Raw genomic sequence first — 23,820 nt, 5'->3', positions numbered from 1 at the left:
ATGAAACAGAAACTTGTGGTTATCGGCGCAGGTATGGCCTCGGGCCGGGTGCTGGAGCACCTGACCGACGCCGCCCCCGATGCCTTTGACATTACCCTGTTCAACGCCGAGCCGCGCGGAAACTACAACCGCATCATGCTCAGCCCGGTTCTGGCCGGCGATCAGACCTACGAAGACATCGTCACCCATGACGACGATTGGTATGCCGAGCGAGGTATCACTTGTCGGTTTGGCGAGAAGGTCGCCAAGATCGACCGCGATCTGAAGATCGTCGAAGGTGAAAACGGTCATGTGCCCTATGACAAGCTGATCTTCGGCACCGGCTCGAACCCGTTCATGATCCCGATGCCGGGGCATGATCTGGACGGCGTGATCGCCTATCGCGATCTGGAAGACACCGAACAGATGATGGGTATGGGCGCAGGCAACAAGGTCGTCGTGATCGGCGGCGGTTTGCTGGGCCTTGAGGCCGCCGCAGGCATGGCCGCGCGTGGGGCTGACGTGACCGTGGTGCATATCATGGGCCATCTGATGGAGCGTCAGCTTGACCCCGCCGCAGGTTATCTGCTGAAGAAATCGCTGGAAGAAAAAGGCATCACAGTTCTGCTGAATGCCAAATCGACCGAGATCGCAGGCAAGGATGGCAAGGCCCGGGCGCTGTTGCTGGACGACGGCACCGAGCTTCCTTGTGACCTGTTGGTGATGGCAGTGGGCATCCGCCCGAACACCGCTCTGGCGCAGGAAACCGGTCTGGCGGTTGGACGCGGTATTCATGTGGACGATCAGATGATCACCTCGGACGCCGACATCTATGCCGTTGGTGAATGTGTCGAACATCAGGGCGAAATTTTCGGCCTTGTCGCGCCGCTCTACGATCAGGCCAAGGTGCTGGCACAGACTCTGCTGGGTGACGAGGCCGCGTTCAAACAGCGCTCCTTGTCGACCAAACTGAAAGTCACCGGATGCGATCTGTTCAGCGCTGGGGACTTTGCCGAAGGTGACACCCGCGAGGACATCGTGTTCCGCGACCCAGCCCGTGGTGTCTACAAGCGGCTGGTTCTGGAAGACGACAAGCTGGTCGGTGCGGTGATGTATGGTGACACCGCCGACAGCAACTGGTTCTTCGGCCTGATCCGCGACGCCGAGGACGTATCCGAGATGCGCGAGACGCTGATCTTTGGTCCGGCTTATCAGGGGGGCGGCTCTGCGGACCCTCTCTCAGCCGTTGCAGCATTGCCGCCTGAGGCGGAAATCTGTGGCTGCAACGGCGTTTGCAAATCCGACATCACCACCGCAATCGAAGGCGGCGCAACCGATCTTGGCGCAATCCGCGCTACCACCAAAGCCAGCGCCTCCTGCGGGACATGCACTGGACTGGTCGAGCAATTGCTGCAGGTCACACTGGGCGACGACTTCCAGATGCCCACCGCGCAGCCCATCTGCGGCTGCTGCGACCTGACCCACGAAGACGTCCGCCGCCTGATCAAGTCGCAAGAGCTGAAAAGCCAAGAGGCCGTCTGGCAGGAACTAGGCTGGAAAACCCTCAACGGCTGCCATGTCTGCCGCCCGGCGGTGAACTACTACCTGCTGGCCGACTGGCCGGTGGAATATCAGGACGACCCGCAAAGCCGTTTCGTCAACGAACGCAAACACGCAAACATCCAGAAGGACGGCACGTTCAGCGTCGTGCCTCGCATGTGGGGCGGCATCACCAACCCGGCAGAGCTACGCGCCATCGCAGATGCAGCCGAGAAGTACGATGTTCCGACGGTCAAAGTCACCGGCGGTCAGCGTATCGACCTGCTGGGCGTGAAAGGCGCGGACCTGCCCTATATCTGGTCCGATCTGAACAAGGCCGGTCTGGTCTCGGGTCACGCCTATTCCAAGGGTCTGCGCACGGTTAAAACCTGTGTCGGCACCGATCATTGCCGGTTCGGGACACAGGACAGCACCGGGCTGGGCGTCAAGCTAGAGAAGATCCTCTGGGGCTCGTGGGCGCCGCACAAGTTGAAGTTGGCGGTCTCGGGCTGCCCGCGTAACTGCGCCGAGGCGACCTGCAAGGATATCGGTGTGGTCTGTGTCGACAGCGGCTATCAGATCAGCATCGGCGGTGCTGCTGGAATGGACGTCAAGGAAACCGAGCTACTGGTTCAGGTGCCAACCGAGGACGAGGCAATCGAGGTCGTCATGGCCGTCACCCAAGCCTATCGTGAGGGCGGTAAGTATCTGGACCGCCTGTATAAATGGATGGCGAAGGTCGGCCTCGACTGGATCAAGGAAACGGTGGTGGACGATCTGGACAACCGCCGCGCGCTGGTCGAGCGGTTTGAACTCAGCCAATCCATTTACCGCAAAGACCCGTGGGCAGAACACGCCAAAGAAGCCCAGCGCTTTGCGCCCATCGCTGATCTGACACTGGAGGCCGCAGAATGAGCTGGATCGACATTGGACATATCGACGACATCCCCCTACGCGGCGCGCGCGTGGTGAAGACGCCCGTTGGGTGTATCGCCTTGTTCCGCACGGCTGAGGACGAAGTTTTTGCGGCCTCGGACACCTGCCCGCACAAGGGTGGCCCTCTGTCCGAAGGCATCGTGCATGGCCAGTCGGTCACCTGCCCACTGCACAACTGGGTGTTCGACCTGAACTCTGGTCAGGCGCAGGGCGCGGATGAGGGTCAAATTGCCACTTATCCGGTGCAGCTGGACGGCGAGCGTATCTTGCTGGACAGCGCCTCGCTTGAGCGAAGGAGCGCCGCGTGAAAGACCTCGGTTCCTGCGCGACCCGCTCGACCTGCCCCTATTGCGGAGTCGGATGCGGCGTCTTGTTGCAACAGGACGACGCAGGCGGTTTGACAGTCACCGGCGACCCTGAGCATCCAGCCAACTTAGGTCGGTTGTGCTCCAAGGGGTCGGCTTTGGCCGAAACCGTCGGGCTGTCCCAACGTCTGCTTTCTCCGATGGTGTCGGGGCAAGAAACAGGGTGGGACGACGCGCTGGACCTTGTCGCGAACCGGTTTCAAGAAACCGTTGCCGAACACGGGCCTGACTCGGTGGCATTTTATGTTTCGGGTCAGTTGCTGACCGAAGACTACTATGTCGCCAACAAGCTGATGAAAGGGTTCATCGGCTCGGCCAATATCGACACCAATTCGCGGCTATGCATGGCCTCGACTGTTGCAGGGCACAAGCGCGCTTTTGGCACCGACACCGTGCCAGGCACCTATGAGGATCTGGACGAGGCTAATCTGGTGGTTCTGGTCGGGTCCAATCTAGCATGGTGCCACCCGGTTCTGTATCAGCGCCTGATGGCGGCACGGCAGTCACGCGGGACCAAGATTATTGTAATCGACCCGCGCCGGACGGCCTCGTGTGACAGCGCCGATCTGCACCTGCCGCTGGCAGCGGGCAGCGATGTGGCGCTGTTCAATCACCTGCTGACACAGATTGACACGCGTGGACTGGTCGATACCGATTTTGCGAAGCATACCAACGGTATTCGCGAAGCTCTGGACAGCGCGCTGGCCGACGATGTCTCGGTCACGGGACTGGACGCTGAAGATATCGCCAAATTCTGCGATCTGTGGATCGGCACCGAAAAGGTCGTCACGATCTTCAGTCAGGGCGTGAACCAGTCGACCTCGGGCAGTGACAAGGTCAACGCGATCCTCAACTGTCATTTGGCCACGGGACGCATCGGCAAACCGGGCTGCGGGCCGTTGTCGGTCACAGGTCAGCCAAACGCCATGGGCGGGCGCGAGGTTGGTGGGCTTGCCAATATGCTTGCCTGCCACCTGGATATCGAAAACGCCGACCATCGCGCCGCCGTGCGTGAATTCTGGTCCGCGCCGCACATGCCCGAGGCTCAGGGTTTGAAAGCGGTTGATATGTTCCGTGCCGTTGGTGACGGTCGGATCAAGGCATTGTGGGTGATTCACACGAATCCGGTTGTCTCGATGCCCGACGCCGACGCTGTTCGGGACGCAATTGCCGCCTGCCCGTTTACCGTAGTTTCCGACATCACAGCCCGATCCGACACGGCGCGGTTGGCTGATGTTCTGCTGCCAGCCGCTGCTTGGGCCGAGAAGGATGGCACTGTCACCAACTCTGACCGCACCATCAGCCGTCAGCGTTCGGTGTTGCCCAAGCCCGGTCAGGCCCGCGCTGATTGGGACATCCTGGCCGAAGTTGGACGCCGGATGGGATGGAAATCTGCGTTCGACTATCAATCTCCCAGAGAGATATTCCTTGAATATGCCGCCCTGTCTGGCGTCGCCGCGCACTTTGGGCGGGACTTTGATATCTCGGGCCTCGCCGATCTGGATGCGACCGGATATGACGAGTTGAAACCCACCCGCTGGCCGGTCACTGCCGCTCGGCAAGGCGGTAGGTTCTTTGCCGATGGTCAGTTCTTCCATCCAGACGGCAAAGCCCGTGTGCTACCCGTCTCTTGGCGTCCGCCTGCCGCCAGAACCGAGCCTCGATACCCTTTCTGGCTCAACACTGGGCGGTTGCGGGATCAGTGGCACACAATGACACGCACGGGATTGTCTTCGCGCCTGTCTGCGCACTTGCCCGAGCCATTTCTGGATATTCACCCAGAGGATGCCCAAAGCACCGGAATCCGCCCTGCCGATCTGGTCGAGGTGCTCAGCCCACAAGGGACGGCCATTCTGCGCGTCAGGATCAGCAACAGCGTGACCCAAGGACAGGTTTTTGCACCGATTCACTGGACCGGAGAAACCGCGCCGTCTGCCCGGATTGACACCGTAGTTGCCGCCGCAACAGACCCGGTTTCGGGCCAACCTGAAAGCAAGGCGTCAGTGGTGAATGTCACCCGATTTGCAGCCAGATGGTATGGGTTTGCGGTCTCGGATCGTGAGATGACCCCCTCTTGCGAGTACTGGGCGCAAACGCCAACGAAATCCGGGTATCGCGCTGAACTGGCAGGCTTGCAAATGGCGGACGATTGGCAAGCCGCCGCACGCGAACTGTTCCGGCTGCCAAATGCGGAAATCACCGCGGTTGAAGACCCCGCCCGAGGTGTCGCGCGGCTGGCGTTCCGCGAAAACGGTCAGTTGGTTGCAGCGTTGTTTGTCTCGCCGGAACCCGTCGCCGTGATGCGCGACTATCTGGCGACTCTGCCGCAAGTTCCCGATCTTTTGTCTGGTCGCGCCCCAGCCGATATGCCGGACCCTGGCCCGGTGCTGTGTTCCTGTTTTGATGTGGGCGTGAACACGATCCTGACAGCCATCGAGTCGCAAGGATTGTTGAGCGTCGAAGCCATTGGCGAGGCACTTCAAGCCGGGACCAACTGCGGATCGTGCCGCCCCGAACTGGCGGCACTTCTGGCGTCTGCACAACAGAAGGAAGCCGCGGAATAATCCTAGCTGGAGAACCGGACCGTTTCCCCGGTTTCCAGCGCTTTCTGCGCGGCCAGCCCCATGCGCACGGCCCACATCCCGTCCTGCAAGGTCACCTCGGGGGCGGGTTTCTCACCGCGCAAAACGGACAGAAATCCCTGGTGCTGGTAGAAGGTCGACCCGTTGTGATCGCCCGCCGCCAGAAGACGCGGATCGACGGGGATGTCCTTGGCGACCGGCCCCTTGGGATTGCGTGGGCTGACGATCAGTTGCGGCACCGGCGCGTCACCCAGATGGTCGGGCCAGAAACGCCCCGGTCCGGGCACCAGCGCCTCGATCTTGGCGTCTGGACCGACCGCCGAGATTTCCTCCTGATACCGCGCGCCTTCAGCGAACATACATAGCTCCAGCATGGCACGCGCACCCGAAGCGAAATCGACCATGACAAAGCCGTGGTCCAGAATGTCGGGTGTCTCGCCCTCGTAAGCCTCGTCCAGATGATTGACCGCCTGCCCGCCGCTGGCCGTCACGCGCACCGGGTCCGATTGCAGGATCAAACGCATGAGGTCGAAGAAGTGACAGCATTTCTCAACAAACGTGCCGCCCGTATTGCGGTTGAAGCGGTTCCAGTTGCCGACCTTGTCCAGAAAGGGAAAGCGGTGTTCTTTGATGGTCAGCATTTTGACCCCGCCGGTCACCTGCGCCTCATCAATCAGGGCAGCGATCGGCGGCATATAGCGATACTCCATCGCGACCCAGATAGGATGGGGATAATCGCGCTGGATGGCCTCTAGCCGCGCCGCATCCGCCGGGTCGGTGAACAGAGGTTTTTCCACCAGCAAGGGCAAGGGCCGCGCCTGTGCGATCTGCTCAATCTGATCCACGTGCAGATGGTTGGGGCTGGCGATCACAATGCAATCCAGCTCGTCCACGGCCAGCAGGTCTTGGACCGACGCCACCATCTGCGCATCGGGCGCAATCGCTTGCGCGGCGCTGGCCATAGCCTCATCTGGCTCAAATATCGCCGACACCTGCGTGCGCTCTAACAGAGCAATATTGTGCAGGTGCTCTTGCCCCATCATGCCGCATCCGATCAGCCCGTAATGGATGGTCCGGGTCATGCGCGTTTCCTTCTATTTCAGACGTTGGACATAGGTGGCCCGATCCGGATCGAACCACGTTTTTGAAAACTCGACCGGTTCCGGCCCTTCGGACCAACTAAACCGCTCGATATAGCCAGCCGTTTCGCCAGCGGGTTTTGTAAAAGTCTCAGGCGTCCAGTCAGGCAGCGCACGGACCGAAACGCGATCCTCGGCCCGTGTGATCCAGAAGCCAAGCTGCTGCTGGTAATAGCGGTATAGCGAATCCGAAAGCAGCGTCTGATTGATCTGCCCCGCCGAATCGTCCAGCCAGATTTCCTCGACCGCGATGATTGTGTCATTCAAATAGCGCATCCGGCGCACCCGCGACCCCTTGGTCGAGGTACCGAATTCCGGCAGGTCGGCGGGTTTTTCCAGATGGTCCACTGACAAGATATCGGCGCGCGGCAGGCCCCCGCCTTGGGGCAGCTCCAACCGGAACATCGCATAGACGCTGTTCTGCGTTCCGGTCTCGCGGATGTAATTGCCCGAGCCTTGGATACGCTCCAACATCCCTTTTTTCTCAAGCTCCGCCAGCGATTTTCGCAGCGTCCCGACCGAGACATTGAGGTTCGTGGCCATCTCGCGCTCGGGCGGCAAACGCTCACCATCAATCAGGCGGCCCGCGGCGATGTCGCGGATCAGAAGCTCGGCGATCTGCACATAGATCGGCAGCGCGTTGGGGTTGCGGCTGTTGGCAGTCATTTCAGGGTGCTTCACCGAGTCGCGGGAAAAATTGATACACTATTGATCTACATCAATGCGATTGCTACGCAAGAGGAAAGTCAAAAGATGCACGGAGAACGAATCAAATGACCATCGTCCCCATCACATCCCCCGATCTGGATGCGGCCGAGGTATCGTGGTTCGCCGCGCTGTGTTCGGACGATTACCAGTTTCTGGGCGTGCCGGACGGCGACCTGCGGTCGAGCTGGGCGCATTGTTCCGGCATCGTCAAAGAAGCCGAAGCGCAAGGGTTCCGCAACATCCTGTGCCCGTCGTCCTATCAGGTCGGTCAGGACACGCTGAGCTTTGTCGCTGGTTGCGCGCCGATTACGGAAAAGATCAACCTGCTGGCCGCCGTGCGCTGCGGCGAAATGCAGCCCATCATGCTGGCCCGGACCATCGCGACGCTGGATCACATGTTGCAAGGGCGGCTGACGGTGAACATCATCTCGTCCGACTTCCCCGGCGAGAAAGCCGACAGCGCGTTCCGCTATCAGCGCTCGCGCGAAGTGGTCGAGATCCTGAAACAGGCGTGGACTCAGGACGAGATCAACCATGCGGGCGAGGTTTACAATTTCTCGGGCCTGACCACCGATCCGGCCAAGCCTTATCAGACCGGCGGTCCGCTGCTGTACTTCGGAGGGTATTCTCCGTCCGCGCTGGACCTGTGTGGCGAGCATTGCGACGTCTACCTGATGTGGCCCGAAACCAAGGATCAACTGGCAGAGCGGATGAAGGCAGTCCACGCGGTGGCTGAAAACTATAACCGCACGCTGGACTACGGGTTGCGCGTGCACATGATCGTCCGCGATACCGAGGCCGAGGCGCAGGAATATGCGGATTACATCGTCTCGAAACTGGACGACGAATATGGCCGGGCGATCCGGGAACGGGCGCTGGACGCAACCTCTCTGGGTGTGGCGCATCAGGCCAAGAACCGCGATCTGGCGGATGAGTATGGCTATGTCGAACCCGGTCTGTGGACTGGCGTAGGCCGCGCGCGATCCGGCTGCGGCGCGGCTTTGGTCGGGTCAACCGATCAGGTCATGTCCAAGATCGAAGAATACCAAAAGATGGGCATCCGCGCCTTCATCTTCTCGGGCTATCCCCACATGGATGAGGCAAAGCACTTTGGTGCACGTGTCATGCCCAACCTGAAAACCTGCTCGCTGCCCGAAGCCTATGGGCGCGTGCCTGCAATGACCCCGGCCACCCCGCTGGGCAACGGAGTTCGTCGCTGATGCAACGTGTAAAACTATCCGACACGCTGGAAATGAGCCGCCTTGTCTACGGCATGTGGCGGCTGGGCGATGACAGCGACACGTCGGCAGCTCATGTCGAGGCCAAGATTCAAGCCTGTCTGGATCAGGGCATCACCAGTTTCGATCAGGCGGATATCTATGGCGATTACGGGGCCGAGGCGGTGCTGGGCAATGCCCTACGCGCCAATCCCGCGCTGCGTGCGAAGATGGAGATCGTCACCAAGTGCGATATCGTGGCTCCGATCGGGCGCTATTCGGACGCGAAGGTCAAATACTACGACACCTCGCGCGCCCACATCCTGAAATCGGTCGAGACCTCTTTGACCGAGATGGCGATCGACCATATCGATCTGCTGCTGATCCACCGCCCCGATCCGTTCATGGATCACCACGAAACCGGAGCCGCGCTGGATGAGGTTGTCTCCAGCGGCAAGGTCGGCGCGGTCGGCGTATCGAACTTCCGCCCCTGGGACTGGTCGCTGCTGCAATCGGCGATGAAGACCCAATTGGTCACCAACCAGATCGAGATTTCTCTGGGTCAGATCGGCCCCTTTACCAATGGCGATCTGGCCTTTCACCAGCAGCATGGTCAGCCCGTGATGGCGTGGTCGCCGCTTGGGGGCGGGCTGCTGATGGCCGGAAACCCTCCGGTCGGCAACGTTGCAGACGAGATCGCGGCTGAATTCGGCGTAGACCGCGCGGCGGTGGCCGTTGCGTTCCTGCTGGCGCACCCGGCAGGTATCCTTCCGGTGATGGGCACCAACAATCTGGCCCGGATCAAGACCATCTCGGACGCACTGAAAGTCAATCTGGATCGCGAAAGCTGGTTCCGCCTGTACGAGGCGGCACTGGGGCATGAGGTACCATGATGAACGCAATCTCAAAGGACATGACCCACACATTCGTCCCACATAAGGACGACACCCGCACTTTGCGCGACGCCTTTGGCCGGTTCGCCACCGGCGTTACCGTTGTCACCTGCAGCAGCGATGACGGCCCTGTCTGCATCACCGCCAACAGCTTTTCGTCCCTGTCGCTGGATCCGCCGCTGATCATGTGGGCCGGAGACCGCAGCTCGCGACGTTTCCCCTATTTCCACAAGGCACGCCATTTCAGTGTGCACGTGCTATCGTCGGAACAGGCCGAGCTGTGTTTCGGGTGCTCGAAAGACGCGTTTGCGCTGCGCGACATTGATCACGACCGGTGCGGCAACGGAACACCGCTGCTGCCGGACTGTCTGGCGCGGTTTGAATGTGAACAGCACGCCTATCACGATGCAGGCGACCACGTGATTGTCGTGGGCAAAGTTCTCAAGGTCAGCATGGCGGATGGAGACGCGCTGACCTTCTATGCCGGGAAACTCGGCCAATTCGCGCAGCACTAAGCGCGATCTGACGACCGTGGGGCAAACCCGCGGCTGGACAAGGGAGGATCCGCATGAGCGGACTGGCATCGGTGCTTGCGCCGATTGCATTCGTGAACGAAACCGTGCTGCGTTTTGGCCGCGCGGTTGGCGTTGTTGCGATTGCATTGATGGTGATCGCAATCCTGATTCAGGTGTTCTTCCGATACGTTCTTGGCAACGCCCTACCCTGGCCGGACGAGGCCGCGCGGTTCTGTATGTTGTGGATGACCGGCCTGATGGCCCCCACTGCGTTCCGGCGTGGCGGGTTCGTGGCGATCGACATGGTGCCCATGATGCTGCCGCGTGCTCTGGGCCAATTGCTGACCTTGTTTTTGCTGATCGTCTCGCTGGCCGTTCTGCTCGTCGCGGTCAATATCGGCTGGTCCGAAGTCACCGGATTTGGCGGCAAGTTCGCGACGGCCGCGCTGTATATCCCTACCTCCTTCGGGTTCGACGAATGGTACCGCGTCCCGCGTAGCTGGATGATGGCCTCGCTGCTGGTCGGGGTGATCCTACTGATCGCGGTGAATATCGAGTTGATCCTGCGGTCCATCGTGACTCTGATGGGGGGCGGAGACCTGCTGCCCGATATCGCAGACGGACCGGTGGGGGCTGAATAGATGCTGATCTGGTTCCTGCCCACCTTCCTGATTTTCCTGATGATCGGCCTGCCGGTCTTTTTCGCGCTTTTGGCCGCGCCCGGCATTTTGCTGTGGCTGAATGGTCAGACCAACGACATCACGTTGCTGTACCGGAACGTCTACAACGGCATGGACAGCTTCCCGCTGATGGCGATCCCCTTTTTCATGCTGGCCGGAGAGCTGATGAACCGCGGCGGCATCACCATCCGTCTGGTCGAGTTCTCTCAGGCGTTGATGGGTCACTTCCGGGGCGGCCTGGCCCATGTGAACGTGCTGAGTTCGATCCTGTTCGCCGGTCTGTCCGGCTCGGCGGTGGCAGACACCTCGGCGCTGGGGTCGATGCTGATCCCGGCGATGGAGAAGCAGGGCTATACCCGTAAATTCGCCGCCGCGATCACCGCGGCCAGTTCGGTGATCGGGCCGATCATTCCACCCTCGGGGATTATGATCATCTATGCCTATGTGATGGGTGAAAGCGTGGCGGCCCTGTTCCTTGCGGGTATCGTGCCGGGCGTGATGGTCGGCGTTGGTCTGATGCTGATGATCAAGGTCATGGCTGACAAATACGACTTCCCCGTTGCCAGCCGCAAATACACGTGGCCCGAGCGTCGTCAGGCCAGCCTCAAGGCATTCTTTCCGCTGCTGACGCCCGTGATTATTCTGGGCGGTATCCTTGGTGGTATCTTTACCCCGACCGAGGCCGCAGCCGTGGCCGTAGGCTATGCCTTCATCATCGGCTTCTTCGTCCTGCGCACGCTGACCCTGAAAGAGGTGCCCGAGATTCTCAGCAATGCGGGTCTAACCTCGGCGGTCGTCTTGCTGCTGGTCGGTGCGGCGATGGCGTTCAAGACGGTTGTCAGCCTGAGCCACGCACCGGAACAACTGGCAGCGCTGATCCTTGGCCTGTCGGAAAACCCGTTGATCCTGTTGTTCCTGATCAACCTGCTGCTGTTTGTCGTCGGCATGTTCCTGGACGCAGGCCCGGCGATCATCATCCTTGGCCCCATCCTTGCGCCAATCTTCACCAGCCTCGGCGTGGACCCGATCCACTTTGCCATTATCATGAGCGTCAACCTGACCGTCGGCCTTGCGACGCCACCCATGGGGCTGGTCCTGTTCGTCGCCGCCGCCGTGTCACGTGAAAAGGTCGAGACCATTGCCAAGGCGATCCTGCCGTTTCTGGCTGTCGAAATCATAGTGATCTTCCTGATCACCTATGTCCCCGCACTATCCATGACGATCCCGAGGATAACGGGATTTGCAAACTGAACTGAGTATCACAGGGAGGAAACGAATGCTCAGAGACTTTATCAAAACCGCTGCGGTGGCCACCTCGGTGCTGGCCGCATCCGCACTTGCCGCCACCGCCGCAGATTTCACCCTGCGCGCCACTGCGAACTCGAATGAAAATGACGAAGACTATGACGGCCTGATCGTCTTCAAGAACTATGTCGAAGCCGCATCGAACGGCGCGATTGAGGTGGAACTTTTCATCGGAACCCAGCTTTGCTCGAACGGCGCTGAATGTCTGCAAGGCGTGGCCGACGGCACCATCGACATCTACATCTCTACCTCGGGCGGTGCGTCGGGCATCTTCCCCTATGTTCAGGTTCTGGACCTGCCCTACCTGATGGCCGATGACCGCGTGGCCGAGCACGTGCTGTCCGGCGATTTCACACGCAAGATGCGCGAAATGGCCCTTGAGGATTCCGGTGGCGCGATCCGCCTGATGACCATCGGCAACACAGGCGGCTGGCGCAACTTTGCCAACACGCAGCGTCGGATTGCTGAGCCTGCTGATATGGAAGGTCTGAAGATCCGCACTGTGGTCGCCGACCTGCCGCAGGAACTGGTCAAAGCGCTGGGTGCGTCGCCCACGCCTATCCCGTGGCCTGAGCTGTTCACCAGCTTCCAGACCGGTGTGGTTGAGGGTTCCAAGAACGGCATCACCGACATCATGGGCATGAAATTCCCCGATGCGGGTCTGCAATATGTCACGCTGGACGGCCACGCCTATATGGGTGCGCTGTGGTGGATGAATAACGCCAAGTTCCAGGAGATGCCCGAAGACTTGCGCCGTGTGGTGGTCGACGGGTTCTATGCGCTGCAACAAGCCACGTTTGCCTCGCCCAAGCGCAAGTCGATCCAGGCCTATGAGGACTTTGTCGCCGGTGGCGGTGACCTCTATGTGCCTACCCCCGATCAGAAGGCCGCATTCAAAGAGGCCGCAACCCCCGTCTACGAGTGGTTCCAGACCAATGTTGGCCGCGGGGATGAGGTGTTCAACGCACTGACCGAGGCGGTTGCCGAAGCTGAGGCCGACATCAATGCGTCGCGCGATGCGGACCTGAACTAAGCGAACAGGGCCGGGCGCTGCGTCCGGCCCTCACCGAAACGGGTACATCCACCCTTTGTAGTCATTCACCAGAACATGCGCCCTTTCGATCTGCTCCGGCGACATTTTCTTGACCACTTCTTCAAGGCTGATCGCCGCATCGGGATCGCCGCCGATGGCGCTGAGCGTGTACCACATATAGGCCCGCACCAGATCGGGCGCGGGCATGCCCAAACCCAGCTCATAATACCAGCCGATACCCGACTGAGCACCCGGATGCCCTTTCATCGAGGCACGCAGATACCATTCAAACGCACGTTCATAGTCCTGCTCGACCCCCAGCCCGAGACCGTACATCACGCCGATCAATTCCTCGGCCTCGGCGTTGCCGGACCGCGCCGCTGGCAGCAGTTCCTCGCGCGCGGCTTCAAATTCACCGGCTTCCATCATGTCGCGGGCCTGTTCCAGTTCGGCCAGCGCCGGGGATGCAAAAAGGCAAAGGGCAAATACAAGCTGGCGCATGGGGCTTTCTTCCTTTTCGTCAGTGCGGCAGCAGCGCAGGATTTGCCGCGTCCGCTGACCGATGATGACTTTATCCCCTTTGATATGGAACAGGCCGCCATCGGTCATCAACTGTTTTACGATCCCATCCTGTCAGGCAATCAGAACATCGCCTGCGCCCATTGCCACCATCCCGATTTCGGCACCTCCGACGGGGTGTCTCTGGGCATCGGTGAAGGCGGCCAAGGTCTGGGGCCAGATCGTACGCCCGGCGCCGGAGCGGAAAAAATCCGCAAACGCATTCCGCGCAACTCGCCCGGTCTTTGGAACCTTGGGGCCAAGGACATTCACACGGTCTTCCACGATGGCCGCCTGAGTATCTCGGACGTTTTCGGCAACGGATTTAACTCCCCTGCGCAGGAGTGGTTGCCTGAGGGTCTGAACTCACTACTGGCCGCGCAAGCATTGTTCCCGCTGACCTCGCAGTTTGAAATGGCCGGAAATGTCGGTGAAAATCAGGTGACCGGAGCCGTTGCTGACCGGATTGATCTGGGCTGGCCGATCCTTGCCAAACGGGTGCGCACCGATCCGCGCTATGGCCCAGCGATGGTCGCCGCCTTTGATGAGGTCTACACGGCCGAGGACATCACGATCACTCAGATCGCAAACGCGCTGGCCGCGTTCATGGCAGTTGAGTGGCGCAGCACGGACAGCCCGTTCGATCAATATCTTGCAGGCGACGCCAACGCCCTGACACCTGCCCAGAAGGACGGGATGGCCCTGTTCTACGGCAAGGCCCAGTGTTCCACCTGCCATTCCGGTCCGTTAATGTCAGATCAACAGTTCCACGCGCTGGCCTTGCCGCCCTTCGGTCCGGGCCGCACCCGGCAATGGGACCCCTACGTGCGCGACGTCGGGCGCATGGGGGAAAGCGACCGGCTAGAGGACGCTTATCGCTTTCGCACACCGATGCTGCGCAATGTAGATCTGACCGCGCCATATGGACATAACGGGGCTTTCCCCGATCTGGAAAGCATGATCCGCCATCATCTGGACCCGGAACGCAGCCTGTCACAATGGACGCGCGACATGGCAGCTTTGCCCAAGGTGCCCTGGCTGCACAAAGCCGATTTCGTGGTCTGGGATGACAGGTTGGAAATGGAACGTCAGCGCCGCGCGATCGACATCACGCCGCTTACGCTATCGGACGCGGATATCCAAAACCTCGTGGCGTTTCTGAACGCGTTGACCGGGACGAGCGTGGACACGCCGGCATTCGGCGTGCCCGACAATTTCCAACCCTAAGAAAAACCCCGCGCGTGGCGGGGTTCTCGTTACTCTGCGGCTTCCTCATAGTCCGACATGGGCGGGCATGTGCAGACGAGGTTTCGGTCCCCGTACGCGTTATCGACGCGGTTGACCGGCGACCAGTATTTGTCGACGCCCATGGAACCCGGAGGGAAACACGCCTGTTCACGGGTATAGGGGCGGTCCCAGTCGCCGACCAGATCACGCACCGTGTGCGGGGCGTTTTTGAGCGGGTTGTTTTCCGCGTCGATCTTGCCATCGATTATATCCTGCGCCTCGGCCCGGATGGACAGCATGGCGTCGCAGAAGCGGTCCAGCTCATCCTTGGGTTCCGACTCGGTGGGTTCCACCATCAGGGTGCCCGCGACCGGCCAGCTCATCGTTGGGGCGTGGAAGCCTGAATCGACCAGACGCTTGGCAACATCGTCCACGGTCACATGCGCCTCGGCGTCCAGCGGCCGGGTGTCGAGGATGCATTCATGCGCCACCCGACCGGTCTCGGAGGTATAGAGGATCGGATAGGCATCCTTCAGCCGTGCGGCGATGTAGTTGGCGTTCAGGATGGCCACTTTCGTGGCCTGCGTCAGACCCGCACCACCCATCAGCAGCACATAGGCCCATGAGACCGGCAGGATCGAAGGCGAGCCAAAGGGCGCGGCGGAGACCGGGCCGACTGCGGTGCCATATTCCGGGTGGCCGGGCAGGTGTTCCTCAAGGTGCGCCTTGACGCCGATCGGACCCATACCGGGGCCGCCACCGCCATGCGGGATGCAGAAGGTCTTGTGCAGGTTCAGGTGGCTGACGTCACCGCCAATATCCCCCGGACGCGACAGGCCGACCATGGCGTTCATGTTGGCGCCGTCGATATAGACTTGGCCGCCGTGGTCATGGGTGATCTGGCAGACCTCCTGCACGGTGGTCTCGAACACGCCATGAGTCGAAGGGTAGGTGATCATGCAACCGGCCAGATGATCGGAATGCTTCTCGGCCTTGGCGCGGAAGTCATTCAGGTCGATATTGCCGTTCTCATCCGATTGCACCGGCACAACCTGCCAGCCCACCATCTGCGCCGAGGCCGGGTTGGTCCCGTGCGCCGAGGTCGGGATCAGGCAGACATTGCGGTGCCCTTCGCCGCGCGCAAAGTGATAGTTACGGATGGTCAGCAAGCCCGCATATTCCCCCTGCGCGCCCGAGTTGGGTTGCTGCGAGATCGCGTCATAGCCGGTGATCTGGCACAGCTTGTCGTTCAGGTCGGCAATCATCTCATGATAGCCCTGCGCCTGATCTTCGGGAACAAAGGGGTGCAGGTTGCCGAATTCGGGCCATGTGACTGGGATCATTTCGATCGTGGCGTTCAGCTTCATGGTGCACGAGCCCAGCGGAATCATCGCCCGGTCCAGCGCCAGGTCGCGGTCAGCCAGACGACGCATATAGCGGGTCATCTCGGCCTCGGCCCGGTTCTTGTGGAAAATCGGGTGGGTCAGGTACGGCGTTTCGCGCAGGGCGTAATCGGGCAGGCGGTATTGCTTGTTCGAGCTGTCATCATTGCGGTCGATACCGAAGGCACCCCAGACGGCCTCAATCGTTTCGGCACGGGTCTGTTCGTCCAGGCTGATGCCGACCTTAGTCTCGCCCACCTTGCGCAGGTTAACGCCTCGGGCGACGGCTGCCTCCATGACTGTCTTTTGCAGGTGGCCGACCTCAACCGTGATCGTGTCAAAAAACACTTCGGGTTCAACGGCAAATCCGGCTTCCTCCAGCCCAACGGCCAGACGCGAGGTTTTGCGGTGCACCGATTGCGCGATGGCCTTGATCCCATCCGGGCCGTGATAAACCGCATACATCGAGGCAATAACGGCCAGCAGCGCCTGCGCGGTGCAGACGTTCGAGTTCGCCTTTTCACGCCGGATATGTTGTTCGCGGGTTTGCAGGGCAAGCCGGTACGCCTTGTTGCCCCGGCTGTCGATGCTGACACCGATGATCCGGCCCGGCATCGCGCGCTTGAGCTTGTCGGTGGTCGCCATATACGCGGCGTGCGGGCCACCGTACCCCATCGGCACGCCGAAACGCTGGGTCGAGCCGATGGCGATATCCGCGCCCATTTCACCGGGCGATTTCAGCAGCGCCAGCGACAGGATGTCGGCAGCGACGATAGCGATGGCCTTGTGTTCATGCAGCGCCGCGATCTCGGCCGAGAAATCACGGACATGGCCGTGGGTGCCGGGGTATTGGAAGATCGCGCCAAAGACCGCGCCCGCTTCCAGTTGGTCCGGATCGCCCACCTGCACGTCGATGCCCAGAGGTTCAGCCCGGGTTTTGATCACCGCAATGGTCTGCGGGTGGCAGTTGCGGTCGACAAAAAAGGCCGCATTGTTGGCCTTGGACCGACCGCCGCGTTTGGCCATCGCCATGGCCTCGGCTGCGGCTGTGGCTTCGTCCAGCAGCGAGGCGTTGGCTACGTCCAGCCCGGTCAGGTCGCTGACCATGGTCTGGAAGTTCAGCAGCGCCTCAAGACGCCCCTGGCTGATCTCGGGCTGATAGGGGGTGTAGGCGGTGTACCAGGCCGGGTTTTCCAGAATGTTGCGCAGGATCGGCGCAGGCGTTGTCGTGCCGTAGTACCCCTGACCGATCAGCGAGGTCAGAACCTTGTTCTTGCTCGCAACCTCTTTCATGTGAAAGAGCGCGTCGCGTTCCGTCATTGCCGGACCCCAATCCAGCGGTTCGGTCTGGCGGATCTCAGGCGGAACGGTGGCGTCGATCAGTTGGTCCAGCGTCTTGAAGCCGATCACCTTGAGCATGTCGCGCATCTCGGTCGGGCTGGGTCCGATATGGCGACGGTTGGCGAAGTCATAGGCTTCGTAATCGGTCAGTTTGAAGGCCATCGTTGCGCTCCTGTCATATGGTCAGGTCCGGCGGAGAGTGAGGGAGCCTCCGGCGGGGATATTTTTAGCCAGATGAAGGGGCGGATCCTTGCAAGGAGCCGCCCTTCGGGTTTAGCCGATGAAGTCTTTGTAGCCGGCTTCGTCCATCAAATCTTCGAGCTGCGAGGCGTCAGTGATCTTGATCTTGTAGATCCAGGCTTCGCCCTCGGGATCTTCGTTCAGCGCGCCGGGATTGTCCGCCAGCGTTTCGTTCACCTCGATGATCTCGCCATCAACTGGCGCGTAGAGTTCCGAGGCCGCCTTGACGGATTCAATCACGCCGATCTCGCCGTCTTTGGCGAATTCTTCGCCTACTTCCTGCTGCTCCACGAAGACCACATCGCCCAATTGCTCGGCCGCGTGTTTGGTGATGCCCAGCGTAGCTGTGTCGCCGTCAACATCGATCCACTCGTGCTCTTCGGAATAATAGGTTGCCATCTTGTCTCTCTCCTGACTTCAACGCTTGTAATTCTGGGTGACGAAGGGCAGCGCCGCGATCTGCGCGGGTTGCGGCTTGCCTCGGATGATCAGGTTCACGGTCTCGCCCGGCGCGGCATGACCGGCAGAGACACAACCCATCGCGACCGGCCCGCCGACCGTTGGGCCAAACCCGCCGGACGTGATCTGGCCGATCGTGTTGCCCTCGGCACATTGGATTTCAACGCCCTGACGGGCAGGCGCGCGGCCCTCGGGCTTGATGCCGACCAGCTTGCGCGCGGGGCCATCGGCCAGTTCGCGCTGAATACGGTCTGCGCCCGGAAATCCACCCTCTTCCTTGCGGCGTTTCTGGATGGCCCATCCCAGCGACGCTTCGATGGGTGAGGTCGTCTGGTCGATGTCGTTACCATACAGGCACAGCCCAGCCTCCAGCCGCAGACTATCGCGTGCGCCAAGGCCAGCCGGTTCGCAATCTTCGTGCGCAAGAAACGCGCGCGTAATCTCGATCGCGCTGTCCTCGGGGATCGAGATTTCATATCCATCTTCGCCGGTATAACCCAGACGCGAGATCCGGCATTCTACGCCGTTGATATCGGCAACGGTGGTTTCCATGAACTTCAGGTCTCGTGCCGCCGGGCAGAGCGCACCGACAACATCTTCGGCCTTGGGGCCTTGTACAGCCACCAACGCGCGGTCGAAAATCTCGATCACTTCGACGCCGTCCAGATTATCGCGCATATGCGGAATGTCCTGATGGCGCAGCGCTGCGTTCACGACGACAAAATAGTGATCGCCCGCATTCGACACGATCAGGTCGTCCATGATTCCGCCTTCGGCATTCGTGAAAAAACCGTAGCGCGCCTTGCCTTCTTTCAGCGTCGCATAGGCTTGCGGGCAGAGCGTTTCCAGCTTCTCGCCCACATTGTCGCCACGCAGGATCACCTGCCCCATGTGGCTGACATCGAACACAGCCGCCTTTTCCCGGCACTGTTTGTGCTCACCCATTATCCCCAGCGGGTACTGAACCGGCATTTCCCAGCCCGCAAAATCGACCATCTTTCCGCCAAGCTCGACGTGAAGATCATAAAGCGGAGTGCGTTTCGGTGCGTCAGTCATATCCGTGACCCTTCCAAACCCGTTGTCAGTCAATGCTGTACAAAAAGCAATGGTCGCCCAGCCGGTCGCATACGGGGGCATACAGCAGATTTGTAGCGTATAGGAAACTTTTTTCCGTTACGCAACACTCGCGCTGCACGAAATGTATCACGACTAGGTCAGCGTTGGGCAAGACATTCTGACAAAAAGAATTATTTTCCAACACCGGTCGAACGGCTCTGGCCCCGACCGGTAACCTGCCCTAAGACTCCGCCCAAGAGGGACGGTCATGTCACATATTACACTGGTGCGTCACGGCCAAGCGAACACTGCCGCGCGTGACGAAATAAACTATGACAAGCTCAGCGAGTTGGGCCACCAGCAGGCCCGCTGGTTGGGCGCTCATCTACAGGATACGCGCGCGCATTATCCGCGGGTTTTTTGCGGAACGCTCACGCGCCACGTCGAAACTGCCGCCAGCATGGGTTTGCCAGAGCCGACCCGGGACGCGCGGTTAAACGAGCTTGAGTATTTCACCATTGCCAAGCTGTTTGAAGAACAACACGGTATTGCAGTTCCGACCGACCGCGAGGGGTTTGTCGAGCATCTGCCGCGCACCTTTGACGCATGGGCCAAGGGTGAAATCACCGGTGCGCCGGAAACCTTCGAGGAGTTTGAAAACCGCGTGTCTGGTGCGCTGCGCGACATCGGCACTGAAGGTGGTCCTGCGATTGTCGTGACCTCGGGCGGGTTGATCTCGATGGTGGTGCGGCAGGCGATGGGGTTGGATATTCCATCCATGGCGCGGGTGGCGCTTGCCATCATGAACACCTCAGTGCATCGTCTGCACCCGATCGGCACGCAGCTTGCCCCGGTGCTGTTCAACGCAGTTCCGCACCTGGAGGCCCCAGACCGGCAATTCGCCCAGACTCACCTGTAACCGGAGGCTCCGATGCAGCTTTATTATGCCCCCCGCACGATCTCGGTCGCTGTCGCCATCGCTCTGGAAGAAGCTGGGCTTGAGTATGAGGCGATCAAGCTGGATTTTGCGGGCGGCGAGCAGACCAAGCCCACCTACAAGCAGATCAATCCCAAAGGCCGCGTGCCTGCGCTGGTGGTTGATGGGGGTATTCTGACCGAAACGGGGGCGCTGCTGGATTATATCGCTGCTGTTGCGCCGCAGGCCGGGTTGGTTCCGTCTGACCCGATTATGGCCGCGCGGATGCGTGAGGTGATGTATTACCTTGCCTCGACCATGCATGTGAACCACGCGCACAAGATGCGAGGGGCACGCTGGGCCGACAAGAAGTCCAGTTGGAAGGACATGCAGGGCAAGGTGGCGCAGACAATGACTGCGTCATGCGACTATATCTCGGCGAACGGTTTGCGCGGGCCATTTGTATTGGGTGAGGCGATCTCGCTGGCTGACGTCTACCTCTACGTGGTGTGTAGCTGGCTAGAGGGCGACGGCGTGGACGTCGCAGCCTTTCCCAAAATCATCGCATTTCGCGAGGCGATGGAGGCGCGGCCGTCGGTGCAGGCCGTACGCGCCGCCGGAATGCTCTGACAAAAGGAACGACAATGACACATCTCTGGGTCCGGGCAGAACAGCGCCCGAACGAGGAACGGGTTGGGTTGACCCCCGAAGGCGCCGCAGCCCTGATCGCCGAAGGTATCCGTGTGACGGTCGAGGAAAGTTCCGTGCGCGCGATCTCGCTGCAGGGTTACAAGGATGCAGGCTGCGAGATCGCCTCCGAGAATTCATGGCCCGACGCCCAGTTGGATGCGATCATCTTCGGCCTCAAGGAACTGCCCGAGGACGGCACGCCCCTGCCCCATCGCCACATCATGTTCGGCCATGCCTATAAGGGGCAGCATTCAGGGCGCGCGTTACTGGAGCGTTTCAAGGCCGGGGGCGGTACACTTTATGATCTGGAATATCTGGTCGGCGAAGACGGCCGCCGGGTCGCCGCCTTTGGCTATTGGGCAGGCTACGCGGGCGCGGCGGTGACGCTGAAAACATGGGCCGCACAGCAACGCGGGCAGGAATGCCCTCCGGTCGGGGTTTATCCGAACAAAGACGCGCTGAACGCCGAATTGCTGGCCGAGCTAGACGCCACCGGCATCCGCCCCCGCGCCATCGTTATCGGAGCTTTGGGGCGCGTGGGCACGGGCGCCGCGGATATGTGCGAGGCGATGGGCGTTTCCGTTACCAAATGGGACATGGCCGAGACCGCCAGCGGCGGGCCTTTCCCGGAAATCCTTGATCATGACCTGTTCCTGAACTGCATCTTCGCGCGTCCCGGCACGCCGGTCTTTGTCCCGCGTGAGGCACTGAACGCGCCACGTAAGCTGACCGCCATTGGCGATGTGGCCTGTGACCCGGACAGCGACTACAACCCGGTGCCAGTCTATGACCGCGCAACCACTTGGGACGCCCCCGCCCTGCGCGTGGCCACAGATCCGATTATGGATGTCATGGCGATCGACAACCTGCCGTCAATGCTGCCTGTCGAAAGTTCCGAAGACTACGCGGCGCAACTGCTGCCCTCCCTGCTGACCCTGACCGATCTGGACAGAGGTGTCTGGGGTCGGGCAGAAGCAACCTACAAAACTCATATCGAAGGGATCTGAGCGATGACGATTCACTGGTGTGGCACCGGCCTGTCGGCCATCCCCGGCCTGCGCCGCCTGATCGAAGGCGGCTACAAGATCACTGTCTGGAACCGGACCATCGACAAGGCCCGCGCCGAAGTCGGTGACCTGACCGACGATATCCGCGCCTTTGACATCGACGCTTTGGGCGCAGTGCTGGAAAAAGGCGATGTGATCGTATCCATGTTGCCGGGCGACTGGCACGTGCCGCTGGCAGAACTGGCGATCTCGAAACAGGCCAATTTCGTCTCATCCTCCTACATCGCGCCTGAAATGCGCGCGCTGGACGACAAGGCCCGCGCAGCCGGGGTCGCCTTGGTCAATGAAGTCGGACTTGATCCGGGTATCGACCATCTGATGGCACACGCCCTGGTCGACGACTATCGCGCCTCGGATGCGTTCGACCCACAAAACCAGCTGAGCTTTATCTCTTATTGCGGCGGTGTCCCGAAGAACCCCAACCCATTCCGGTACAAGTTCAGCTGGTCTCCTCTTGGGGTACTCAAGGCGCTGCGCTCGCCGTCGAAGTCGATACGCGACTACGCCCCGCTGGACGTCGCCCGCCCGTGGGACGCGATCAGCAGCTATATCGCACCGCTGCCCACCCCAGAGAGCTTTGAAGTCTACCCGAACCGCGACTCGATCCCTTTCATGGCCCAGTACCATTTCGAGGATCACTGGCCGGTCAAGGAATTCGTCCGAGGCACATTGCGCCTGAACGGTTGGGCGGATGCCTGGTCGGACGTGTTCACGGAAATCGAAACACTCTCTGGCCCTGAAGGGGATGCGCGCCTGAAAGAGATGTCGGATCAATTCTGGACTGAAAACGCCTATGACGAAGGCGAGCCAGACCGCGTGGTTCTGTGCGTGGGCCTGAAAGCTGAAAAAGACGGCGTCGAGGTCTGGCACAAGACCTATGTGATGGACGCCTGGGGCGACAAACGCGGAACCGCAATGGCTCGGCTGGTGTCGATCCCTGTGTCTCTGGCCGTTGAGTCTGTCTTGAAACGCGAAATTCCTGCCGGGGTACACGCTGCCCCAAGCGACCCCAAATTGGTGCAAGGCTGGATGGCAGAGATCGACAAGCTGGCTCAGCACTTGCAGATCGTTGAGCACAAAGCCTGACAAAAAAACGGTCATTCCAGGATCGCTGGACTGACCGTTATTGAACTTGCCAGTTTCGCTTAACCTATTGCGGAACACCCAAGGCTATCAAATATACCTTTGAATCGTGTCCTCAATGTCAGCGCGATTGATCCCGAACTCGGACAATTGTTTATCGCTGAAACGGTCCAGATATTGGGCAGCACGAACAATATCGCAGCGAATAGCCCGAATTCTCATCGCCCTGTCGAATAAGAGCAAGGCACTCGCAGACGGTGCCGTCTGGTCGGTTAGGCGAACAGCATCAAACATTTCTCAGTACCTCCTTTACCTAAACTCAGCGGCGCTCATTCCTACGATTGGCGATAGGGATTGCCAAAATAGACGCTCTGGTATGCCCTTTGCTTTATCTGTTCACGTGGGACGCCGATGTCGTTCAATTGACGATCGCTCAATCGCTCCAGCTCTTTTACAGTGTTGGCGAAAACCCTGCGCCTGAACTGTTCTGTTCTTGCTTCGGCATAGTCCGAAATCATAGCTGAAAACACGTTTCTGTATGGTCTTAGAACCTGTGCACCTTCCATAGAACTCTCCTCGAAAACCGAACTGCGTTTCTGGTTACAGTTCAAACTTGGGAGTTGGTTCTAAATTTTTCTGAACCGGAACATTAAGGTCCGTTTAGGCGGTTTGACCTATGTTTCGTCAGCATGTGGGCAACGGGCACCGCGCTTATAAGGCTGACGCGGTGAAGACGTTAAGCGATTGATCCGGTGGATCAATTGTAGTCTGCACGGGCTGTGTTGGGGTTTTCTGACGCTGGTTGCGGGAGTAGGATTTGAACCTACGACCTTCAGGTTATGAGCCTGACGAGCTACCGGGCTGCTCCATCCCGCGTCAGAGTCAGATTTGTATCATCGTTAGAGAGAAT

Annotated in this window: 22 protein-coding genes and 1 tRNA gene; 14 read left to right on the top strand and 9 right to left on the bottom strand. The window is 60.2% G+C overall.

The window, feature by feature from the left end:
* From nirB to ACR0LH_RS16325, 3 genes are read left to right on the top strand one after another with little or no spacing between them, the layout of a single operon-like run.
* Window positions 1-2,433 (top strand): nitrite reductase large subunit NirB, encoded by a 2,433-nt coding sequence (gene nirB / locus ACR0LH_RS16335; protein ID WP_480721692.1) that lies wholly within the window; start codon window positions 1-3, stop codon window positions 2,431-2,433.
* Window positions 2,430-2,762, top strand: a complete 333-nt coding sequence (gene nirD / locus ACR0LH_RS16330) for a nitrite reductase small subunit NirD (protein WP_170388857.1) — start codon at window positions 2,430-2,432, stop codon at window positions 2,760-2,762. Before nirB ends, nirD begins: the two co-directional genes overlap by 4 nt.
* The gene (locus tag ACR0LH_RS16325; RefSeq protein WP_480721691.1) at window positions 2,759-5,383 is read left to right on the top strand and encodes a molybdopterin-dependent oxidoreductase; all 2,625 of its coding nucleotides are present in this window, start codon (window positions 2,759-2,761) and stop codon (window positions 5,381-5,383) included. The genes nirD and ACR0LH_RS16325 overlap by 4 nt, the downstream gene beginning before the upstream one ends.
* 2 nt (window positions 5,384-5,385) lie before the next feature.
* Here the strand turns inward: ACR0LH_RS16325 and ACR0LH_RS16320 are convergent, their stop codons facing one another.
* Window positions 5,386-6,483 (bottom strand): Gfo/Idh/MocA family protein, encoded by a 1,098-nt coding sequence (locus tag ACR0LH_RS16320; protein ID WP_480721689.1) that lies wholly within the window; start codon window positions 6,481-6,483, stop codon window positions 5,386-5,388.
* 12 nt (window positions 6,484-6,495) lie between these two features.
* Window positions 6,496-7,206: a GntR family transcriptional regulator gene (locus ACR0LH_RS16315; protein WP_170485839.1), complete on the bottom strand. Its 711-nt coding sequence runs from the start codon at window positions 7,204-7,206 to the stop codon at window positions 6,496-6,498.
* Window positions 7,207-7,313: 107 nt separating this feature from the next.
* Here ACR0LH_RS16315 and ACR0LH_RS16310 point away from each other — a divergent pair, with 107 nt between their 5' ends.
* From ACR0LH_RS16310 to ACR0LH_RS16285, 6 genes are read left to right on the top strand one after another with little or no spacing between them, the layout of a single operon-like run.
* Window positions 7,314-8,468 carry an LLM class flavin-dependent oxidoreductase gene (locus tag ACR0LH_RS16310; protein ID WP_170415826.1) on the top strand — a complete coding sequence of 385 codons (1,155 nt, stop codon included), beginning with the start codon at window positions 7,314-7,316 and terminating at the stop codon, window positions 8,466-8,468.
* Window positions 8,468-9,358: an aldo/keto reductase gene (locus tag ACR0LH_RS16305; RefSeq protein ID WP_480721687.1), complete on the top strand. Its 891-nt coding sequence runs from the start codon at window positions 8,468-8,470 to the stop codon at window positions 9,356-9,358. The genes ACR0LH_RS16310 and ACR0LH_RS16305 overlap by 1 nt, the downstream gene beginning before the upstream one ends.
* Entirely contained in the window at window positions 9,358-9,873 is a 516-nt protein-coding gene (locus tag ACR0LH_RS16300) for a flavin reductase family protein (RefSeq protein ID WP_480721850.1), read from the top strand. Before ACR0LH_RS16305 ends, ACR0LH_RS16300 begins: the two co-directional genes overlap by 1 nt.
* 53 nt (window positions 9,874-9,926) lie before the next feature.
* Window positions 9,927-10,514 (top strand): TRAP transporter small permease, encoded by a 588-nt coding sequence (locus tag ACR0LH_RS16295; RefSeq protein WP_480721685.1) that lies wholly within the window; start codon window positions 9,927-9,929, stop codon window positions 10,512-10,514.
* Complete coding sequence (locus ACR0LH_RS16290) at window positions 10,515-11,804, top strand: TRAP transporter large permease (RefSeq protein WP_170485843.1); 1,290 nt, start codon at window positions 10,515-10,517, stop codon at window positions 11,802-11,804. It abuts the gene before it with no gap.
* 25 nt (window positions 11,805-11,829) lie between these two features.
* Window positions 11,830-12,891 carry a TRAP transporter substrate-binding protein gene (locus tag ACR0LH_RS16285; RefSeq protein WP_170415834.1) on the top strand — a complete coding sequence of 354 codons (1,062 nt, stop codon included), beginning with the start codon at window positions 11,830-11,832 and terminating at the stop codon, window positions 12,889-12,891.
* A gap of 30 nt (window positions 12,892-12,921) precedes the next feature.
* On the opposite strand, the gene ACR0LH_RS16280 is transcribed toward ACR0LH_RS16285, so the two are convergent.
* On the bottom strand, window positions 12,922-13,392 hold the full coding sequence (locus ACR0LH_RS16280; protein WP_170485844.1) for a tetratricopeptide repeat protein: 471 nt from the start codon (window positions 13,390-13,392) through the stop codon (window positions 12,922-12,924).
* A 42-nt stretch (window positions 13,393-13,434) separates the two neighbouring features.
* Between ACR0LH_RS16280 and ACR0LH_RS16275 the strand changes: the two genes are divergently transcribed.
* On the top strand, window positions 13,435-14,676 hold the full coding sequence (locus tag ACR0LH_RS16275; RefSeq protein WP_480721683.1) for a cytochrome-c peroxidase: 1,242 nt from the start codon (window positions 13,435-13,437) through the stop codon (window positions 14,674-14,676).
* 29 nt (window positions 14,677-14,705) lie between these two features.
* On the opposite strand, the gene gcvP is transcribed toward ACR0LH_RS16275, so the two are convergent.
* From gcvP to gcvT, 3 genes are all read right to left on the bottom strand, one after another.
* Window positions 14,706-17,561, bottom strand: a complete 2,856-nt coding sequence (gene gcvP / locus ACR0LH_RS16270; RefSeq protein WP_480721682.1) for an aminomethyl-transferring glycine dehydrogenase — start codon at window positions 17,559-17,561, stop codon at window positions 14,706-14,708.
* Window positions 17,562-17,672: 111 nt separating this feature from the next.
* The gene (gene gcvH, locus ACR0LH_RS16265; protein ID WP_170388869.1) at window positions 17,673-18,038 is read right to left on the bottom strand and encodes a glycine cleavage system protein GcvH; all 366 of its coding nucleotides are present in this window, start codon (window positions 18,036-18,038) and stop codon (window positions 17,673-17,675) included.
* A gap of 18 nt (window positions 18,039-18,056) precedes the next feature.
* A complete protein-coding gene (gene gcvT / locus ACR0LH_RS16260) occupies window positions 18,057-19,154 on the bottom strand; it encodes a glycine cleavage system aminomethyltransferase GcvT (protein ID WP_480721681.1) in 1,098 nt (365 codons plus the stop codon).
* Between the two features lie 268 nt (window positions 19,155-19,422).
* On the opposite strand from gcvT, the gene ACR0LH_RS16255 reads away from it, so the two are divergent.
* The 4 genes from ACR0LH_RS16255 to ACR0LH_RS16240 are packed head-to-tail and all read left to right on the top strand — an operon-like array spanning window position 19,423 to window position 22,913.
* On the top strand, window positions 19,423-20,073 hold the full coding sequence (locus ACR0LH_RS16255) for a histidine phosphatase family protein (RefSeq protein ID WP_170485847.1): 651 nt from the start codon (window positions 19,423-19,425) through the stop codon (window positions 20,071-20,073).
* Between the two features lie 12 nt (window positions 20,074-20,085).
* Window positions 20,086-20,700: a glutathione S-transferase family protein gene (locus tag ACR0LH_RS16250; protein ID WP_480721680.1), complete on the top strand. Its 615-nt coding sequence runs from the start codon at window positions 20,086-20,088 to the stop codon at window positions 20,698-20,700.
* 14 nt (window positions 20,701-20,714) lie between these two features.
* Window positions 20,715-21,767: a saccharopine dehydrogenase gene (locus ACR0LH_RS16245; protein ID WP_480721679.1), complete on the top strand. Its 1,053-nt coding sequence runs from the start codon at window positions 20,715-20,717 to the stop codon at window positions 21,765-21,767.
* A 3-nt stretch (window positions 21,768-21,770) separates the two neighbouring features.
* The gene (locus ACR0LH_RS16240) at window positions 21,771-22,913 is read left to right on the top strand and encodes a saccharopine dehydrogenase family protein (RefSeq protein ID WP_480721678.1); all 1,143 of its coding nucleotides are present in this window, start codon (window positions 21,771-21,773) and stop codon (window positions 22,911-22,913) included.
* Window positions 22,914-23,000: 87 nt separating this feature from the next.
* On the opposite strand, the gene ACR0LH_RS16235 is transcribed toward ACR0LH_RS16240, so the two are convergent.
* The 3 genes from ACR0LH_RS16235 to ACR0LH_RS16225 form a co-directional block, all read right to left on the bottom strand.
* Window positions 23,001-23,204, bottom strand: coding sequence for a hypothetical protein (locus ACR0LH_RS16235; protein WP_480721677.1), 204 nt, complete (start codon window positions 23,202-23,204; stop codon window positions 23,001-23,003).
* A gap of 41 nt (window positions 23,205-23,245) precedes the next feature.
* Window positions 23,246-23,476: a DUF1127 domain-containing protein gene (locus tag ACR0LH_RS16230; protein ID WP_480721676.1), complete on the bottom strand. Its 231-nt coding sequence runs from the start codon at window positions 23,474-23,476 to the stop codon at window positions 23,246-23,248.
* 233 nt (window positions 23,477-23,709) lie between these two features.
* Window positions 23,710-23,786 (bottom strand) — tRNA-Met (locus tag ACR0LH_RS16225).
* Between the last annotated feature and the right edge of the window lie 34 nt (window positions 23,787-23,820).

This window comes from Ruegeria sp. CL6 (genome assembly GCF_056536465.1).
Note: the sequence above shows the minus strand (reverse complement) of the source record. Positions and strands in the feature narration are given on the sequence as shown.

Coding starts and splice junctions, on each gene's coding strand:
- nirB (WP_480721692.1), top strand. CDS start 1: ATGAAACAGAAACTTGTGGTTATCGGCGCAGGTATGGCCTCGGGCCGG.
- nirD (WP_170388857.1), top strand. CDS start 2,430: ATGAGCTGGATCGACATTGGACATATCGACGACATCCCCCTACGCGGC.
- ACR0LH_RS16320 (WP_480721689.1), bottom strand. CDS start 6,483: ATGACCCGGACCATCCATTACGGGCTGATCGGATGCGGCATGATGGGG.
- ACR0LH_RS16315 (WP_170485839.1), bottom strand. CDS start 7,206: ATGACTGCCAACAGCCGCAACCCCAACGCGCTGCCGATCTATGTGCAG.
- ACR0LH_RS16310 (WP_170415826.1), top strand. CDS start 7,314: ATGACCATCGTCCCCATCACATCCCCCGATCTGGATGCGGCCGAGGTA.
- ACR0LH_RS16305 (WP_480721687.1), top strand. CDS start 8,468: ATGCAACGTGTAAAACTATCCGACACGCTGGAAATGAGCCGCCTTGTC.
- ACR0LH_RS16300 (WP_480721850.1), top strand. CDS start 9,358: ATGAACGCAATCTCAAAGGACATGACCCACACATTCGTCCCACATAAG.
- ACR0LH_RS16295 (WP_480721685.1), top strand. CDS start 9,927: ATGAGCGGACTGGCATCGGTGCTTGCGCCGATTGCATTCGTGAACGAA.
- ACR0LH_RS16290 (WP_170485843.1), top strand. CDS start 10,515: ATGCTGATCTGGTTCCTGCCCACCTTCCTGATTTTCCTGATGATCGGC.
- ACR0LH_RS16285 (WP_170415834.1), top strand. CDS start 11,830: ATGCTCAGAGACTTTATCAAAACCGCTGCGGTGGCCACCTCGGTGCTG.
- ACR0LH_RS16280 (WP_170485844.1), bottom strand. CDS start 13,392: ATGCGCCAGCTTGTATTTGCCCTTTGCCTTTTTGCATCCCCGGCGCTG.
- gcvP (WP_480721682.1), bottom strand. CDS start 17,561: ATGGCCTTCAAACTGACCGATTACGAAGCCTATGACTTCGCCAACCGT.
- gcvH (WP_170388869.1), bottom strand. CDS start 18,038: ATGGCAACCTATTATTCCGAAGAGCACGAGTGGATCGATGTTGACGGC.
- gcvT (WP_480721681.1), bottom strand. CDS start 19,154: ATGACTGACGCACCGAAACGCACTCCGCTTTATGATCTTCACGTCGAG.
- ACR0LH_RS16255 (WP_170485847.1), top strand. CDS start 19,423: ATGTCACATATTACACTGGTGCGTCACGGCCAAGCGAACACTGCCGCG.
- ACR0LH_RS16250 (WP_480721680.1), top strand. CDS start 20,086: ATGCAGCTTTATTATGCCCCCCGCACGATCTCGGTCGCTGTCGCCATC.
- ACR0LH_RS16245 (WP_480721679.1), top strand. CDS start 20,715: ATGACACATCTCTGGGTCCGGGCAGAACAGCGCCCGAACGAGGAACGG.
- ACR0LH_RS16240 (WP_480721678.1), top strand. CDS start 21,771: ATGACGATTCACTGGTGTGGCACCGGCCTGTCGGCCATCCCCGGCCTG.
- ACR0LH_RS16235 (WP_480721677.1), bottom strand. CDS start 23,204: ATGTTTGATGCTGTTCGCCTAACCGACCAGACGGCACCGTCTGCGAGT.
- ACR0LH_RS16230 (WP_480721676.1), bottom strand. CDS start 23,476: ATGGAAGGTGCACAGGTTCTAAGACCATACAGAAACGTGTTTTCAGCT.